A 15,565-nucleotide genomic window follows, 5' to 3' on the forward strand; every position below is an offset into this window, starting at 1 on the left:
CCACGCGCGGCACGGCCGCGATTTCATCAGAGAAGATCGTGTTTGGGAAGCCGCAGTGAGGTAGGAAACGGTCGGACGGCGCGGAACCCTTGATCCGGTCAACTGATACCTTCATTTCCGCAAGCCCCTGATCAGGGCATGTAACTCCAGAGTGGTCACGCGTGTATGCAAAGTGAGGTTTTGCAAACATTGCGTTACCCCAGCATGTGGGATGGCCGTCCCGAAAATGCAACCGGGGTCCGCGCTTGACCACAGCGCCGGCCATTGGCAAGGTTTTGCAGGCTTCGCGCACACACCGTACGGCAGAGGAGATCCCGTCCTCCACTGAGGACGGATTAGCGGCGGTGACCGGGCAGCGCCCGCGCCCGCACCTGGAGGACTGAGTTGAGCCCCATCCGCTCCGCGACCATCGCGGCGCTCGCATCGGCCCTCGTGGCCACCACGCTCACCGGCTGCCAGTTCGGCGAAGCGGAGCAGGACACGAGTCCGATCGTGATCGCCGCCGACCTTGAGCTGTCCGGTGCCGCCGCACCAATGGGCCGGGCATACCAGCGCGCGCTGGAACTCAAGCGAGACCAGTTGAACTCCTCCGGAGCACTGAACGGCCGGAAGATCGACCTTAGGATCAAGGACAACCGTTCCGACGCTGCCGAGTCACTGCGCAACATCGCGGACTTCAGCAGCGATTCCCGGGTCAGCGCGATCGTCATGGGCGGTTGTAGCGAATGCGCGGTCGGCGCGGTCGGCGTCATCAACGAGAAGCGGATTCCCACCATTGCGCTGGCCGCTTCCGGGGCGATCTCGAGCCCGGTCGCCGACCGGCGCTACGTGTTCAAGCTGGGCCCGAACGCGGCCGACAGCGCCTCCGCGCTCACCACCGAACTGCGTCGCAAGAACGTCCGCAAGGTCGCCCTGCTCGCCAGCAACGACGACTACGGCCGCGAGGGCGTCCTCGCGCTGCGCCGGGAACTTGGCAAGACCACCATCAAGGTGGCTGGCGAGGAGTCGGTGAAGACCACCGACACCGAGGTCGGCCAGCAGGTCGGCAAGCTGGTCAAGCTCAAGCCCGACGCGCTGGTCGTCTGGACCCCGCCGGAGCAGGCCACGCTCGCCGCGACCAGCGCCCAGCAGGCCGCGTTCCGCGGGTCGCTCTTCTTCGACGCGGGCGCGGCCGGCGACCTCTTCCTCGGCGCGGCGGCCCGGGCCACCGAGAAGGCCACCATGGTCTTCACCCAGACCATGGTCATCGACGACGTGATCGCCACCACGCCGGCGAAGGCGGCCCGGCGGCAGTGGTTCCAGGACTACACGGCCCGCTTCGGGGGCTACAACGGCTCGTCCTCCTTCGCCGCCGACGCGATCCAGCTGATCGCCGACGCCGAACTGCGGGCCGGCGGCCCGGCGGGGAAGGTCGACCGGGACGGTATCCGCGACGTGTTGGAGACGTCCCAGATCGACGGCCTCTCCGGCCCGATCCGCATGACGCCCGACAACCACTCCGGCCTCATGCCGCAGGCGCTCACCACGCTGGTCGCCCGCAACGGCCGTTGGCGGTTGGCGGGGTAGCTCGGGTTGGGGGTGCTGGCCTACCGCAGGCCAGGACAGCGGCGGGACGCGAGACGGCCGATTCACCGGCCATCGCTGGCAATCTTGGACAGTTACCGTCACCTGGCGACGGTAACTGTCCAAGATCTCGCAAGCCGCAAGCCGCTGGCCCGGCTTACGGCGCGCGCACCGGACAGACCACCGCGCGAACCACCGCACTGACCGCCGGGAAGACTTCGTAGGCAATCGCCGCCGTCAGCGGCTGCTGGTGGTTTCCCGTACCCAGGGCAGCGCGATCCGCTCGACGAGCACCAGCGCGGAGTAGAGCAGGATGCTGACCAGCGCCACCAGCAGGATCGCTGCCCAGGCGGTCGCGTAGTCGCCGACGCCGGCGTACTGGAGGATGACGTAACCCAGACCCTTCTCACCGGCCTGGAACTCGCCGATCACGGCGCCGATCGCCGCCAGCGGCATGGCCACCTTGAGTCCCACGAAGATCTGCGGCAGCGCCGCCGGGAACCGCACCTTGCGGAACGCCTGCCAACGCGAGGCGTTCCACGAACGGACCAGCTCGGCCAGGTCGGCCGGCGTGGTGGTCAACCCCGTCGCGGTGGACAGCACGATGGGAAAGAAGCAGAGCAGGAACACCATGGTCAGGATTGGCTTCTGACCCCAGCCCAACGCCACCACAAGCAGTGGACCCAGGGTGATCTTCGGCACGGCGTTCACCGCGACGAGCAGGGGGGTAAACATCCGCTCCACCGCTCGGGAGCTGGCCAGGGAGAGTCCGATCAGGACCCCGGCGGCGGCCGACAGGGCGAAGCCGATGAGGATCTCCAGCAGGGTCGCCCAGGTGTGCTCCAACATCTGGGCGGGCTTGTCGACGAACGCGCTGAACACACCTCCGGGCGGGGGCAGGGCGGCCGGCGGGATCAACTCCAGCCGGGCCACCAGCCACCACACGGCCAGGGCGACCACGAGACCGGCCGCGGGCAGCAGCGTCGCCCCGGTGCCCGCGCGCAGGCCGGCGCCCCGACCCGCCCGACGCGCCTGGCGGCCGACGCCCGGGGGTGGGGGCACCGTCACCGCCGGCTCGGCTGAGCGGACGTCGGTCATCTTGTCCTCCTCGTTGTCCGCCGGCCCGTTCGAGCCGACAAGATTCGCCGGCCTTTGCGAGCCGACAAGATTCGCCGGCCTTTGCGGGCCGACAAGATTCGCCGGCCCCGAAGGACCGACAAGCGACGGGGGTACGCCCCACCGGAGACCGGTGGAACGTACCCCCTGGTGACGACCGGACGATCAGGCCTTCGGCGCGAGGCTGAAGTCGATGATCTGCTCGGGGGTGATGTTCTGCTTGAGCGCGCCCGCGCCCTGCAGGATCGCGATGCTCTTCGCCACCCGGCCGCTGTCCAGCGTGCCGATCGCGGTGCCGGAGTTGCCGGAGCGCACGTACGCGGCCATCAGGTCCAGCTCGGCGGCGGCGGCCACCGGGTTGGCGGCGTCGACGTTCTTCTTCAGGATCTCGCCGGCCTCCTTGGAGTTCGCCAGGCTGTACTCAAGGCCCTTGAGCAGCGCCGCGGTGAACTTCTTCACCATCTCGGGCTTCTCCTTGGCGATCTTGCTGGAGGTGATCAGCACGTTGCCGTAGAGGTCCTGCATCACGTTGCTGTACGGCAGCATGACGGCCTTCTTCTTGGACACCGCCTCGATCGTCGGCTGGCCGACGACGAACTGGCCGATGCCGTCCACCGAGCCGGAGGCGAGCGTGCCGATCAGCGCCTGCGCCTCACCGTTGACCCAGGTCACCTTGCTGGCGTCCACACCGGCGAGCCGGGCGTACGTCGGGAACAGGTTGCGCACCACGGAGCCGGGGGTGTCGGCGAGCTTCTTGCCCTCGAGGTCCTTGGGCGAGTTGATGTTCTTGCCCTCGACGGTGGCGATGCCGGCCATCGTGCGCTGCTGGATCGCGGCCACGGCGGTGAAGTCCTTCGCCTGGCCGTTGCCGAGCTGGAGCAGACCACCGGTGAGGTCGATCGGCCCGAAGTCCGCCTGACCGCCGACGACCGTCTGGATCACGCCGCCGGTGCCCTGGCCGGCCTTGATCTCGACGTCGAAGCCGGCCTCCTTGAAGAAGCCCTTGTCCTTCGCCACCCAGGCGTAGGAGTCACGGCCGAAGTTGCCGAAGGAGGTGAGGTAGGTCACCTTCTCCAGCGCACCGTCTTTGCCGCCCTTGGCGTCGTCGGACGAGTCCGACCCGCTGCTGCAGGCGGAGACGAGGGCGAGGGCGGTGGCCAGCGCGGCCGTAGCGACCGTACGGGTCAGCCTTCTCATCAGTAGCACCATGTCCTTTCCGACCGGGGCCGGAGGCCACCGGAGGGGGTTGTCGCGGCGGCACCGGCGGGAGGGGCAAGCCGGGCACCGCCATCGTGAGGGGACTCTTCGCGGGCACAGCGTACGAGAAACCCACAGTTGCGACGCCAGGCGTATCGGGTTGCGGATCGGAAACAACCTGACGACGACCCCGGACGGTGCGACATGTCAACAGGACGGCTAGCCTTTGTCGGATTCCTGACCGTCCACTCAGCGGAGGTCCGCCGCAGATGATCCGACTGTCCGGGGTGTCGCGTACCTTCGAGGGCCGGTCCGGCCAGGTCGAAGCCCTACGCGGCATCGACCTCGACGTCGCCGAGGGCGAGTTCGTCGCCATCCTCGGGCGCTCGGGCTGCGGCAAGTCCACCCTGCTGCGGCTGATCGCCGGGCTGCTCCCGCTGACCTCCGGCGAGATCACCGTTGCCGGTACGCCCATCACCCGACCCCGCCGCGACATCGCCATGCTGTTCCAGAAGCCGGCGCTGCTGCCCTGGCGCAGCGTGCTGGACAACGTCCTGCTGCCCGTGGAGATCTTCGGCTGGAGTCGCGCCAAGTACCGCGAACGGGCCCGGGAACTGCTCGACGTGGCCGGCCTGGCCGGATTCGAGAAGCGGCTGCCGCACGAACTCTCCGGCGGCATGCAGCAACGGGTGTCGCTGTGCCGGTCGCTGATCGGCGAACCCCGGGTGATGCTGATGGACGAGCCGTTCTCCGCGCTCGACGCGCTCACCCGCGAGGAGCTCTCCGGCGAACTCCAGCGCGTGCACATGGAGAACAAGCCCAGCATCGTCTTCGTCACCCACTCGATCGACGAGGCGGTGCTGCTCGCCGACCGGGTGATCGTGCTGAGCCCCCGCCCCGGCCGGATCCGCAAGGTGGTCGAGGTGGCCATTCCCCGTCCACGCACCCTGGGCCGCAACGCCCACCTCGCCGACGTCGCCCGGGTCAGCGCCGACCTGCACGAACTGTTGATGGAACGCGACCAGCCGGCCACGGCCGGCGCGGAGGGACGATGACCATGCGGGTGTCGGTGTTCACCGAGCCGCACCGGGGTGCCGACTACGACACCCAGCTCCGGTTCGCCCGACTGGCCGAGGCCGGTGGCTTCGAGGGATTTCTGCGGGCCGACCACTACCAGTCGATGGGCGACGACCCCGGCCTGCCCGGCCCGACGGACGCCTGGCTGACCCTGGCCGCGCTGGCCCGGGAGACCGAACGGATCCGGCTCGGCACGCTGGTGACGTCGGCCACCTTCCGGCTGCCCGGCCCCCTCGCCGTGCTGGTCGCGCAGGTCGACCAGATGAGCGGCGGCCGGGTCGACCTCGGCATCGGCGCCGGCTGGTACCAGCGCGAGCACACCTCGTACGGCATCCCGTTCCCGGCCGTCGGGGAGCGCTTCGACCGGCTGGCCGAGCAGCTCGAGGTGATCACCGGGCTGTGGTCCACCCCGCTGGGTGAGACGTACAGCTTCACCGGTGACCACTACCGGCTGGTGGACGCGCCCGCGCTACCCAAACCGGCGCAGGTCCCCGGCCCGCCGATCATCGTGGGCGGACGCGGCCCCAAGCGCACCCCCGAGCTGGCCGCCCGGTACGCCGACGAGTTCAACATGCCGTTCAAGTCCGTGGCCGAGACCGCCGAGGCGTACGACCGCGTACGGGAGGCGTGCGACCGCACGGGTCGGGCCGAGACCGGGCGAGCGCCGCTGGTGCTCTCCGCCGGCATCGTGGTGGCCATCGGGCGTACCGACGCGGAGGCCGCCCGACGGGCCGCGCCCCTGCACGAGAAGAGCGCACTGCCGCCGGAGGACCCGGTGGTCGGCTCGCCGGCACAGCTGGTGCAGCGGATCGGCGAGTTCGCCGAGATCGGCGCGGGCCGGGTGCACCTGCGCCTCACCGACCTCGACGACCTCGACCACCTCGAGCTGATCGCCGCCGAGGTGCTCCCCCAACTGGACGGTGGACGATGACCGATGTGATCGACGGCACCGAACTCGGGCCCGTGGGCCAGGAGATCGTGTACGAGAACGACCGGGTCCGGGTCTGGCACATCCGACTCGAGCCGGGTGAGCGCCAGCCCCTGCACCGGCACGACCACCCCTACCTGGTGGTGGCGATCCAGGGCGCGAAGAACGTCGTGCAGACGATCGACGGGACCCGGATCGACGCCGACGAGCCCACCGGCGGTGTCGTGTACCGCGACCCCGGCGCGGTACACATGCTCACCAATGTCGGGGACACGACATACCTGGCCCGGCTGGTCGAACTCAAGTAGACCCGCCGATCGCCACCGGCGCGTCGCGCGGCGCGCCGGTGGCGATGGGGTGTACCAGGTGCGTAACGTGCCGCACATGGCCTATCGGACCTGGGGCAGACTGCTGCTCACGGCGCTCGGGGTGAGCGTGCTGGCCGGAGCCGGCCAGCTCGGCGTCGCGTACGGCTTCGGCATCGTCCGGCTCACCGGCGCCTTCACCGGCTCGACGGTAAACCAGTGGCCGGCCCAGCTCGTCTGGGTGGGCTGGTTCGCCGCGAACGCCGCCGTGGCCGGCGCCGTCCTGACCGGACGGCTGGCCCGCCGGGACGTCCCACCGGCCAGCACCGGCCGCCACCTGGCCATCGGGGGTGCCGCCGCGCTCGGCGCGACCGCCGTCGCCCCGCTCTGCATGCAGCCCGCCCGAGCCGCTGAGTTGATCTCGGTGGACCCGGTCTGGGCGGTCGGCATCTGCGCCATCCTCGGCGCGGTCATCGGCGCGGGCGCGGCAATCGCCGTACTGCTCCGGCCGGAGCTGGGCTGGAACATGGCGGCCGTGGCCGGGACGGTCTGGCTGCTGGCGCTGGTCTCCGTCCTGCCATCGCTCGGTACGGCCGGCCCGCTGCCCACGGTCCGGCTCGGCGTCCTCGAACCGAACTGGCTCGACGACACGGCCGCGCAGCGCCTGGCGCTGCTCGTGCTGCCCCTGGTGGCGCTGCTCGCGGGTGCGGCGACCGCCGGGCTGGCCCGGTGGCGCGGCCAGCTCCCGCTGATCAGCGCGGCGACCGGGGTGGCGGGTCCGGTGCTGGTGGCGTTCGCCTACCTGACCGCCGGCCCCGGCGACGCCGTCGACCGCTACCAGACGACCCCGTACTACGGCGCGCTGATCGCCGTCCTCGCCGGCGCCCTCGGGGCCGCGGCCGCCGCCCTGCTGCGGTGGCCCGTCGGCGCCCGCGCCGCCGATCCCGAGGCGATCGCGCCCACCGACATCCTGCGTCCGTTGCCGGCCGGCCCGACGCTGCCGGGTGACGAGCCGTCGACGTCGACGGATCCGGCCGAGGACCACCCCGGGTCCGCCGGTGGTCAGCTGGTCGGGAGGGCTGCGGGTGCGCGTGCCGGTGACGACACCGCCGGTGTACGCACCGTCCCCGCCCACTGGGACTGGCCGTCGGCCTCGACGACCGGCCAGCAGGGCCCGGTCCCCGCCGACGCGACGCGCCCGGGCGAGGTCCCTCGACCCGTCGGCCCCCGCCAGCGGGCCGAGGCCGCCGTTCCGGCAGCGGACGCCGCGGCCCCGGACGCGTTCGCCACCGGCGCGCGGCACGACGGCACACCGGCCCGCGCCTCCTGGCTGACCGACCCGACCGGTGAGTTCACCGCCGGGCGGCAGCCGTCGAGCCGCGACGAGGACGCGACCAGCGGTGCCGTCGACCCGGCCCGGCCCGCTGCGGAGTCCACCACGCCCGCGACCGCCGCCGTCAGCCCGACGCCCGACACGGTCGGCGACAGCGCGACAGGCGGCAAGGCGACCGCCCGCAACAAGCCAGGCAGCAATACGGCCAGCCGCACCGAGCCGGGCAGCGAAACGGCCGGCCGCACCGAGCCGGGCAGCGACCGCACCATGATCAGCGCCGCCGGAGCCCCGCTCACTACCGATGCTCCGCCCACCACGGAGGCCCCGCCCACCACGGAGGCCCCGCTCGTCACGGAGGCCCCGCTCGCCACGGACGGCTCCGGCGAGACCGGCACTCCGGCCGCCGGCACCAGCGGCACTCCGGCCACCGGCAGCGCGGGCACCGGCAGCGCGGGCACCGGCAGCGCACGCACGCGGGCCACGGGCAGCGCCGACACGCCGGCCACAGGCGGCGCGGACACGCCGGCCACGCGCAGCGCCGGCACTCCGGCCGCGGGCACCACCGGCACGCGGGCCACGGGCAGCGCCGGAACGCAGAGCGCGGGCAGCGGCGAGCCGGCCGCAGCCAACGCCGGCACGCCGAGCGCTGATCGGCAGGTCGCGGACGTGACCGGCACGCCGAGCACGGGTCCGCAGGTCGTCGACGTGGCCGGCACGCCGAGCACCGAGAGCGCGGGCGACCGCGCCGCCGACGTGACCGCGCCCAAGCCGCGTCGCCCGCGCAAGCCGAAGTCCGTGCCGGCCACCACCTCGGCGACCGTGAGCGACGACGGCACGGCAGCAGCCGCCGGGACGAACACCGGTGCGCCGGCCACCGCCGAAACGCCGCCCACCGGGGCGAGCACCGAGGGGACGACCGGCGGACGCGCCAAGCGGACGACCCGCGCCGGCAAGGACGCCGACGTGACACGCGCCGACCAGCCGCTCGGCCAGGACGCGCCGCGCCCCTCCCACCTGGGTGACAGCGCCGAGCCGGGCGAAGCGGCGCGGACCACTCAAGCGGAACCCCGGGGCCTACCCGCCGAGCCGGCCGAAGGCTCCGGGCCGGTCGAGGAGTCCGGGGCGGGCCGCCGCACCGGACAGGCGACGACCGAGGGTGGCGTCGGCGCTTCGCTGTTCGGCGAGACCACTGCCGGCGACGCGGGGGCCGACCGGTGGACGCCGGCAGCACCGGCCTGGTCGGCCACCCCGTCCTGGACCACGGCATCGACCGACCCGGAGCCGTCCGCGGCGGATGCGCCCGCGAACACCGAGCAGTCGACCGACTGGACGCCCCGCTTCCGCCACCGGGCACCCCTGCCCGACCTGAGCCGCGTGCCCACCTGGGACGCCTTCAACACCAACCGCCGCGCCAGGCCATCGGATCAGAGCACCGGTACGCCTGGGCAGGGCGGGTCGCCCACTCCTGCCCCGGACACGACCGGGCGGGCCGTCAGCACGCCGGGCCAGGCCCACGGCACGACCGGCCAGGCCGACCAGGCGAGCGCGATGGCCGCCCTGGCGAGGTCCATCGTGCCGCCGTCGATCACTCCGGTCGTACCGGAGCAGGGTGACGCGTCGACCGCCGACGGTGCCGAGCCGGGAAAGGACTCCGCGCGGACGTCCACGGACGACGGGCGACAGTCCTCCCGGCGGGGGCGGCTCGGCGGCCTGTTCCGGCGTAACCGGGTGCGGGCCGACGAGGAGAGCCGGCCCGCGCCCGATGCGGCGGAGCCGCTGCCCGCGCAGGACGAGGAGTTCGTCGACTGGGTCGCCGGCCTGAGCAAGCCGGTCACCGACAACGAGCCCGAGCAGGAGAGCGGCCGTCGCTCGCTGCGCTCCACCGGCCGCCACCACCGCGAATGACCGCCCACGCCGGGGCGGTCGAAGGAGCCGCTCGGTCAGGCGAGCGGTAGGTAGACCCTCCCGCCGCCGGACACGAACTCCTCCGACTTGTCCTTCATACCGCGGGCGGCGTACTCCTTCAGCTCCTGGGTGATCTTCATGGAGCAGAACTTCGGGCCGCACATCGAACAGAAGTGGGCGGTCTTCGCGGGCTCGGCCGGCAGCGTCGCGTCGTGGTACGAGCGCGCGGTCTCCGGGTCCAGCGAGAGGTTGAACTGGTCCTCCCAGCGGAACTCGAACCGCGCCTTCGACAGCGCGTCGTCCCACGCCTGCGCTCCGGGGTGCCCCTTGGCCAGGTCGGCAGCATGAGCGGCGATCTTGTACGCGATCACGCCGGCCTTCACGTCGTCGCGGTCCGGCAGGCCGAGGTGTTCCTTCGGGGTGACGTAGCAGAGCATCGCGGTCCCGAACATGCCGATCATCGCCGCGCCGATCGCCGAGGTGATGTGGTCGTACGCGGGCGCGATGTCGGTGGTCAGCGGCCCGAGCGTGTAGAACGGGGCTTCGTGGCACCACTCCTGCTGGAGGTCCACGTTCTCCTTGATCTTGTGCATGGGCACGTGACCCGGGCCCTCGATCATCACCTGCACGTCGTGCTCCCAGGCGATCTTCGTCAGCTCGCCGAGGGTACGCAGCTCGGCGAACTGCGCCTCGTCGTTGGCGTCCGCGATCGAACCGGGCCGCAGCCCGTCACCGAGCGAGAACGTCACGTCGTAACGCGCGAGGATCGCGCACAGCTCCGCGAAGTTGGTGTAGAGGAAGTTCTCCTCGTGGTGGGCCAGGCACCAGGCCGCCATGATCGAGCCGCCGCGCGACACGATCCCGGTGACCCGGTCCACGGCCAGCGGCACGTACGGCAGCAGCACCCCGGCGTGCACCGTCATGTAGTCGACGCCCTGCTCGGCCTGCTCGACGACGGTCTCCCGGAACACCTCCCAGCTCAACTTCACCGGGTCGCCGCCGACCTTCTCCAGCGCCTGGTAGATCGGCACCGTCCCGATCGGCACCGGCGAGTTCCGGACGATCGCCTCGCGGGTCTCGTGGATCCGCTTGCCGGTGGACAGGTCCATCACGGTGTCCGCACCCCAGCGGGTCGCCCAGGTGAGCTTCTCCACCTCCTCGGCCACCGACGAGCTGACCGCCGAGGTGCCGATGTTGGCGTTCACCTTGACCAGGAACGCCTTGCCGATGATCGCCGGCTCGCACTCCGGGTGGTTCACGTTCAGCGGCAGCACCGCCCGACCGGCGGCGATCTCGGCCCGGACCAGCTCCGGGTCGACGTTCTCCCGGATGGCCACGAACTCCATCTCCGGCGTCACCACACCGGCCCGCGCGTACGCGAGCTGCGTGGGCCGGCGACCGTCCGCGCCGGCCAGCGGTGTGCCCGCGCCCCGCACCGGGGCCACGTCACCGCGCTCGGCGATCCACGGACCACGCAGCGCCGGCAACCCCACCGCCGGGTCCGACCCCGGGCCGGACGTGTCGTAGAGCCGTACCGGCGGATGGTCACCGGTCAGCGTCACCTCCGCGAACGGCACCCGCACATCCGGCCGCGACCCCTCGACGTACACCTTGCCTCGTGCGTGCATGACAGCCTCCCTGATGATCAAGCGGACCAGCCGAAGTGGTTCAGCGGTCCACGTCCCGCGCCCAGCTCCCAGCTCCGAGCGCCGGTCAGCGCGCGGAACACGTACTCCTTGGCGGCCTGCACCGCCGCCGGCACCGGATCACCCAGCGCCAGCCGCACCGCGATGGCCGCCGAGAACGAACAGCCGGTGCCGTGGGTGTGCCGGGTGTCCACCCGGGGACCACGCAGCAGGGTGGTGACGCCGTCGCCGTGCAGCACGTCGACCGCCTCGTCCCCACCGACGTCGCCGCCGGTGACCACCACGTACTCCGGGCCGCCGGCCGCGAGGGCCTCGGCGGCCACGACCATCCCCGCCACGTCGTCCACGCCGCGTCCGGTGATGGCCGCGGCCTCCGCGCAGTTCGGCGTCGCCACCCGGGCGTACGGGAGCAGCCGCTCCACCGCGCCCACCACGCCCAGCCGGTGGCCACTCGTGGCGACCAGCACCGGATCGACGACGAGCTGGGGCAGCCGGCCGTCCCGGGCGGCCTGGGCCACCACGTCGGCGACGGCCGGGGTGCCGAGCATCCCCGTCTTGACCGCGCCCACGGTGAAGTCGGCGAGCACGCTGTCCAACTGCTCCGCGACCGTGCGCGGCGGCAACGGCAGGACGGCGTCGACACCCCGGGTGTTCTGCGCGGTGACCGCTGTGAGGACACTCGTGCCGTACGCGCCGAGCGCCGCGAAGACCTTGAGGTCCGCCTGGATGCCCGCGCCGCCGCCGGAGTCTGAGCCGGCGATTGTCAGGGTGGTTCTGGGGGTCATCTTTCCTCTGTGGTTGCGGTTGAGGGCTGCGGCCGACCATGCCCACTCCGGGCGGTCAGGCTTGATCCCTGCGTGGGCACGGTCGGCCGCAGCCCTGACCGGGGGACCTCCGTGCGCTGGTGCCGGCTTTTTACAAGCTTCTGGGTGACCGCCTCGGCGAAGGCGCTCATTAGCTGGTGGGCTGTTTCTGTGGGGTCCTTTGCTCGCATCAGTGCGCCGAGCACGGCTACTCCTGCGGCTCCTGCTTGCACGCAGGCGGATACCTGTTCGGGTGTCTCCACTCCCCCTAGGGCGAGGGCGGGTACCGGGCTGACGTCGATCAGCTTGCGTAGGCCCGTTGCTTCCAGGGAAGGGCCGTAGCCGGGTTTGGTGCTGGTGGGCCAGATTGGGGAGAGGGTGGCGTAGTGCTCGGTGGTCAGGCGGTTCAGTTCGGTTCCGTTGTGGCAGGAGCGGCCGACCAGGCGGTGCGGTGGCGGCGGGTACGGGCCGGCGGCGGGCAGGTGCACGGCGTCGCCGCCCAGCGGGTCGGGACCGGCCACGATGAGCGTCCCGCCGACGTCGGCGAGGATCGCCCGCAGGTCGGCGGCGAGGGCGGCGCGTTCGGCGCGGGGCAGGTCCTTCTCCCGCAGCACCACCCAGCGAACTCCCCCGGCGACCGCCGCCGCCACGATCCCCGCGAGCCCACCGGATGCCACCGAACGATCCGTGAGCAGGACGACCCCCGACGGTGCCGGCCCCGTCACAGGTCCGGTCTTCCCTCGTCGGGGGTGGACGCGAGGGCGTGGAAGCGCCGGGCGATCCGGCCCGCACCCGCCGCGAGACGGCCGGCCTCGACGGCGTACCGCATCGCCGTGGCCATCGCCACCGGGTCGGCGGCCCGGGTGACCGCGCTGGCCAGCAGGACGGCGTCGCAGCCCAGCTCCATGGCGAGCGCCGCGTCGGAGGCGGTGCCGATGCCGGCGTCGAGGATCACCGGCACGTCCACGCTCTGCCGGATCAACCGGATGTGGTGCGGGTTGCCGATGCCGAGTCCCGAGCCGATCGGCGCCCCGGCAGGCATCACCGCGGCGCAGCCCACGTCGGCGAGGCGGCGGGCGAGCACCGGGTCGTCACTGGTGTACGGCAGTACCGTGAAACCGTCGGCGACGAGTTCCTCGGCGGCGCGGAGCAGCTCCACCCCGTCGGGCAGCAGCGTCCGCTCGTCGCCGATGACCTCCAGCTTCACCCAGTCGGTGTCGAACGCGTCGCGCGCCAGCCGGGCCACCTTCGCCGCCTCGGTCGCGGTGTGGCAGCCGGCCGTGTTCGGCAGCAGCCGTACGCCGCACCGGTCCAGCAGGTCCAGCAGCCCGCCGCCGGTGCCCGGCGCGGTGTCCACCCGGCGCAGCGCGAGCGTGACCAGTTCCGTGCCGGACGCCCGGATCGCCTGCTCCAGCACGTGCAGGTTCGCGGCCCCGCCGGTGCCGAGGATCAACCGCGAGCCGAACGTCTCCCCGCCCAGTTCGAACGCCACGCCGCTCACCCGCCCTGCGCGGCGGTGAGCACCTCGACGCGGTCGCCGTCGCGCAGCTCCGTGGCCGGCCAGCCGGTCCGGGGCACCACCTCGCCGTTGACCGCGACCGCGACGCCCCGCTGGTGCGGCACGACGTCGCGGACCAGGTCGGCCACCGACGCGCCGCCGGGCACGGTACGCCCGGCTCCGTTCACCGTCAGCTCCATCACTCCTCCTCGAAACTGCTGCTCGGGCCGGCGAACCGGGCGGCGTCGAAGCCGGTGAGCAGCGGGTCGGGCGTCCCGGTGAGCACCAGGTCGGCGATCGCCTCGGCGGTGACCGGGGTGAGGACGATGCCGTGCCGGTGGTGCCCGGTGGCGGCCAGCACGTCCGGCCGGCCGGGCAGCGGCCCGAGGATCGGGGCGTTGTCCGGGGTACCGGGCCGCAGGCCGGCGACGGCCTCCACCAGGTCGTACTCGGTCAGTTCGGGCAGCAGGTCGATCCCGGCGCGCAGCAGTCGTTGCACCGCGCCGGCGGTGACGGTGGTGTCCGACCGCTCCTCGACGGTCGCGCCGAGCACCACCTCGCCGTCGGCGCGGGGCACCAGGTAGACGTGCTCGCCGTCGGCGTACCCCCGGATCACGTGCCGGAAGCCCGGCGCGACGCCGCCGGGCGCGCGCAGCCGGAGGATCTGGCCCTTCACCGGCCGCACGGGCAGGCCGGTGAGGGCGGCGGCGCCGCAACCGGCCGCGACCACGGTGACCCCGGCGTCCACGTCGGACAGCCGACGGACCGGCCGCGGCACGAGCGTCGCGCCGGCCCGCTGCGCGGCCGTGGCCAGCGCCGGCACCAACAGCCGGGGGTCGACCTGATGGTCGGTGGGCGCGAGCGCGCCGCCGCGCACCCGGGGGGCGAGCGCCGGTTCGCGGTCGCGCAGCTCGCTGGGGCGCAGCGGCGTCACCGGCAGGTCCAGACCCTGTTGGTACGCCCACAGCCGGCGTGCCTCGGCCAGGTCGTCGCCGGTCAGTCCGACCATCAGGGTGCCCTCGGTCCGGTAGCCGATCGGCGTGCCGCTGGCCTCGGTCAGCTCGGCGGCGAACCCGGGCCACCGCGCGGCGGAGGCGACCAGCAGCTCGGTCAGTCGCCGTTCCCCGAAGTACGCCTCGGCGACCGGGGAGAGCATCCCGGCGGCGACGGCCGACGCCCCGGAGCCGGGCGTCGGGTCGTGCACCTCGACGCGCAGCCCACGGGTGGCACAGCGCCACGCGACCGCCAGCCCGACCGGGCCCGCGCCCACCACCGCCACGTCGGCGCGGGTCACACCAGCGCCCGCAGCAGCTCGGTGGTCGCCCGCCCGGGGTCGGCGGCCGAGGAGACCGCCCCGACCACGGCCACCCCGTACGCCCCGGCGGCGCGCAGCGCCGGCACCCGGTCGGCGGTCACTCCCCCGATCGCGATGACCGGCACGTCGACGGCGTCGACGACGTCGCGTACCCCGACGGACCCGATGGGGTCGGGCAGACCGGCCTTGGTGCTGGTGGCGTGGCACGGGCCGACGCCGAGGTAGGTGGCCCCGGCGACGACGGCCGCGACCGCGGATCGCGGCTCGCGGGCGGTGGCGCCCAGCACGCCGGTGGGGCCGAGCACGTGCCGGGCCGCGGCGACCGGCAGGTCGTCGGCGCCGACGTGTCCACCGGCGGCGCCGACCGCCAGCGCCACGTGCAGCCGGTCGTTGACCAGGCACGTCGCCCCGTACGGCGCGCACAGCGCCAGCACCCGCTCAGCCAGGTCGTACGCCTCGCGGTCGGTGGCGGAGTCCTCGACCCGGACCTGCACGACGAGGTCGGCGCGGGCCGCCGCGAGGGCGGCCCGGACCACGGTGAGGGGGTCGCGCCCGGGTCGGGTGTCGGTGATCAGATGCAGTCGTCCAAGGGACGGCACGGCAACGCTCCTCCCTGCGCCGGCATTACCCGGATCAGGTTCGACGGTCGGGGGCTGTCAGCCCCCCTCTCAGCCCGGTACACCGGGCTCCCGTGGGTTACTTGCCTGTCACCGTACGACAGTTCGACCCTCGCTGCCAAGGGCGGGCCATCGGCCCTACGGCACGCATCGATCGGGGTACTTTCTCCGGTCCTGTTCGGAATGTCGCCCGCCGTTGCAGAACCGTTACCCGCCGGCATCTTGCCGGACATCGATGCAGCAGAACTAATTTGTTCAGCGA

At 72.7% G+C, this 15,565-nt stretch carries 14 protein-coding genes and 1 riboswitch; of the genes, 5 read left to right on the forward strand and 9 right to left on the reverse strand.

Annotated elements, in window-relative coordinates; genetic code table 11:
- The first annotated feature begins 384 nt into the window (after window positions 1-384).
- Entirely contained in the window at window positions 385-1,566 is a 1,182-nt protein-coding gene (locus ACN269_RS15960; protein ID WP_421473192.1) for an ABC transporter substrate-binding protein, read from the forward strand.
- Between the two features lie 234 nt (window positions 1,567-1,800).
- On the opposite strand, the gene ACN269_RS15965 is transcribed toward ACN269_RS15960, so the two are convergent.
- Window positions 1,801-2,661, reverse strand: a complete 861-nt coding sequence (locus ACN269_RS15965; protein ID WP_421473193.1) for an ABC transporter permease — start codon at window positions 2,659-2,661, stop codon at window positions 1,801-1,803.
- 183 nt (window positions 2,662-2,844) lie between these two features.
- Window positions 2,845-3,876 (reverse strand): ABC transporter substrate-binding protein, encoded by a 1,032-nt coding sequence (locus ACN269_RS15970; RefSeq protein WP_421473194.1) that lies wholly within the window; start codon window positions 3,874-3,876, stop codon window positions 2,845-2,847.
- A 269-nt stretch (window positions 3,877-4,145) separates the two neighbouring features.
- On the opposite strand from ACN269_RS15970, the gene ACN269_RS15975 reads away from it, so the two are divergent.
- From ACN269_RS15975 to ACN269_RS15990, 4 genes are all read left to right on the forward strand, one after another.
- The gene (locus tag ACN269_RS15975; protein WP_421473195.1) at window positions 4,146-4,931 is read left to right on the forward strand and encodes an ABC transporter ATP-binding protein; all 786 of its coding nucleotides are present in this window, start codon (window positions 4,146-4,148) and stop codon (window positions 4,929-4,931) included.
- A gap of 2 nt (window positions 4,932-4,933) precedes the next feature.
- The gene (locus tag ACN269_RS15980; protein ID WP_421476371.1) at window positions 4,934-5,884 is read left to right on the forward strand and encodes an LLM class F420-dependent oxidoreductase; all 951 of its coding nucleotides are present in this window, start codon (window positions 4,934-4,936) and stop codon (window positions 5,882-5,884) included.
- Window positions 5,881-6,189, forward strand: coding sequence for a cupin (locus ACN269_RS15985; protein WP_266246239.1), 309 nt, complete (start codon window positions 5,881-5,883; stop codon window positions 6,187-6,189). The genes ACN269_RS15980 and ACN269_RS15985 overlap by 4 nt, the downstream gene beginning before the upstream one ends.
- A gap of 76 nt (window positions 6,190-6,265) precedes the next feature.
- The gene (locus tag ACN269_RS15990) at window positions 6,266-9,424 is read left to right on the forward strand and encodes a hypothetical protein (protein WP_421473196.1); all 3,159 of its coding nucleotides are present in this window, start codon (window positions 6,266-6,268) and stop codon (window positions 9,422-9,424) included.
- 35 nt (window positions 9,425-9,459) lie between these two features.
- Here ACN269_RS15990 and thiC read toward each other — a convergent pair whose 3' ends face one another.
- The 7 genes from thiC to thiE all read right to left on the reverse strand — a co-directional run bounded on the left by thiC (window position 9,460) and on the right by thiE (window position 15,285).
- Window positions 9,460-11,052, reverse strand: coding sequence for a phosphomethylpyrimidine synthase ThiC (thiC, locus tag ACN269_RS15995; RefSeq protein WP_421473197.1), 1,593 nt, complete (start codon window positions 11,050-11,052; stop codon window positions 9,460-9,462).
- Window positions 11,053-11,069: 17 nt separating this feature from the next.
- The gene (thiD, locus tag ACN269_RS16000; protein WP_421473198.1) at window positions 11,070-11,855 is read right to left on the reverse strand and encodes a bifunctional hydroxymethylpyrimidine kinase/phosphomethylpyrimidine kinase; all 786 of its coding nucleotides are present in this window, start codon (window positions 11,853-11,855) and stop codon (window positions 11,070-11,072) included.
- Window positions 11,852-12,598 carry a thiamine phosphate synthase gene (locus ACN269_RS16005; protein WP_421473199.1) on the reverse strand — a complete coding sequence of 249 codons (747 nt, stop codon included), beginning with the start codon at window positions 12,596-12,598 and terminating at the stop codon, window positions 11,852-11,854. Before ACN269_RS16005 ends, thiD begins: the two co-directional genes overlap by 4 nt.
- Complete coding sequence (locus tag ACN269_RS16010; RefSeq protein ID WP_421473200.1) at window positions 12,595-13,374, reverse strand: thiazole synthase; 780 nt, start codon at window positions 13,372-13,374, stop codon at window positions 12,595-12,597. Before ACN269_RS16010 ends, ACN269_RS16005 begins: the two co-directional genes overlap by 4 nt.
- Window positions 13,371-13,571, reverse strand: a complete 201-nt coding sequence (gene thiS, locus ACN269_RS16015; RefSeq protein WP_421473201.1) for a sulfur carrier protein ThiS — start codon at window positions 13,569-13,571, stop codon at window positions 13,371-13,373. Before thiS ends, ACN269_RS16010 begins: the two co-directional genes overlap by 4 nt.
- Complete coding sequence (thiO, locus tag ACN269_RS16020) at window positions 13,571-14,665, reverse strand: glycine oxidase ThiO (RefSeq protein WP_421473202.1); 1,095 nt, start codon at window positions 14,663-14,665, stop codon at window positions 13,571-13,573. The genes thiS and thiO overlap by 1 nt, the downstream gene beginning before the upstream one ends.
- Window positions 14,662-15,285, reverse strand: coding sequence for a thiamine phosphate synthase (thiE, locus tag ACN269_RS16025; protein WP_421473203.1), 624 nt, complete (start codon window positions 15,283-15,285; stop codon window positions 14,662-14,664). Before thiE ends, thiO begins: the two co-directional genes overlap by 4 nt.
- Window positions 15,280-15,389: riboswitch (TPP riboswitch) on the reverse strand. (Overlaps the previous gene by 6 nt.)
- Between the last annotated feature and the right edge of the window lie 176 nt (window positions 15,390-15,565).

This window comes from Micromonospora sp. WMMD736 (assembly GCF_049179015.1).
Taxonomy (GTDB): Bacteria; Actinomycetota; Actinomycetes; order Mycobacteriales; family Micromonosporaceae; genus Micromonospora.

What these genes read in the sequence shown, in the direction of transcription:
- ACN269_RS15980 (WP_421476371.1), top strand. Translation starts at nt 4,934, where the DNA reads ATGCGGGTGTCGGTGTTCACCGAGCCGCACCGGGGTGCCGACTACGAC.
- ACN269_RS15965 (WP_421473193.1), bottom strand. Translation starts at nt 2,661, where the DNA reads ATGACCGACGTCCGCTCAGCCGAGCCGGCGGTGACGGTGCCCCCACCC.
- thiD (WP_421473198.1), bottom strand. Translation starts at nt 11,855, where the DNA reads ATGACCCCCAGAACCACCCTGACAATCGCCGGCTCAGACTCCGGCGGC.
- thiS (WP_421473201.1), bottom strand. Translation starts at nt 13,571, where the DNA reads ATGGAGCTGACGGTGAACGGAGCCGGGCGTACCGTGCCCGGCGGCGCG.
- ACN269_RS15970 (WP_421473194.1), bottom strand. Translation starts at nt 3,876, where the DNA reads ATGAGAAGGCTGACCCGTACGGTCGCTACGGCCGCGCTGGCCACCGCC.
- thiC (WP_421473197.1), bottom strand. Translation starts at nt 11,052, where the DNA reads ATGCACGCACGAGGCAAGGTGTACGTCGAGGGGTCGCGGCCGGATGTG.
- ACN269_RS15990 (WP_421473196.1), top strand. Translation starts at nt 6,266, where the DNA reads ATGGCCTATCGGACCTGGGGCAGACTGCTGCTCACGGCGCTCGGGGTG.
- ACN269_RS15985 (WP_266246239.1), top strand. Translation starts at nt 5,881, where the DNA reads ATGACCGATGTGATCGACGGCACCGAACTCGGGCCCGTGGGCCAGGAG.
- ACN269_RS15975 (WP_421473195.1), top strand. Translation starts at nt 4,146, where the DNA reads ATGATCCGACTGTCCGGGGTGTCGCGTACCTTCGAGGGCCGGTCCGGC.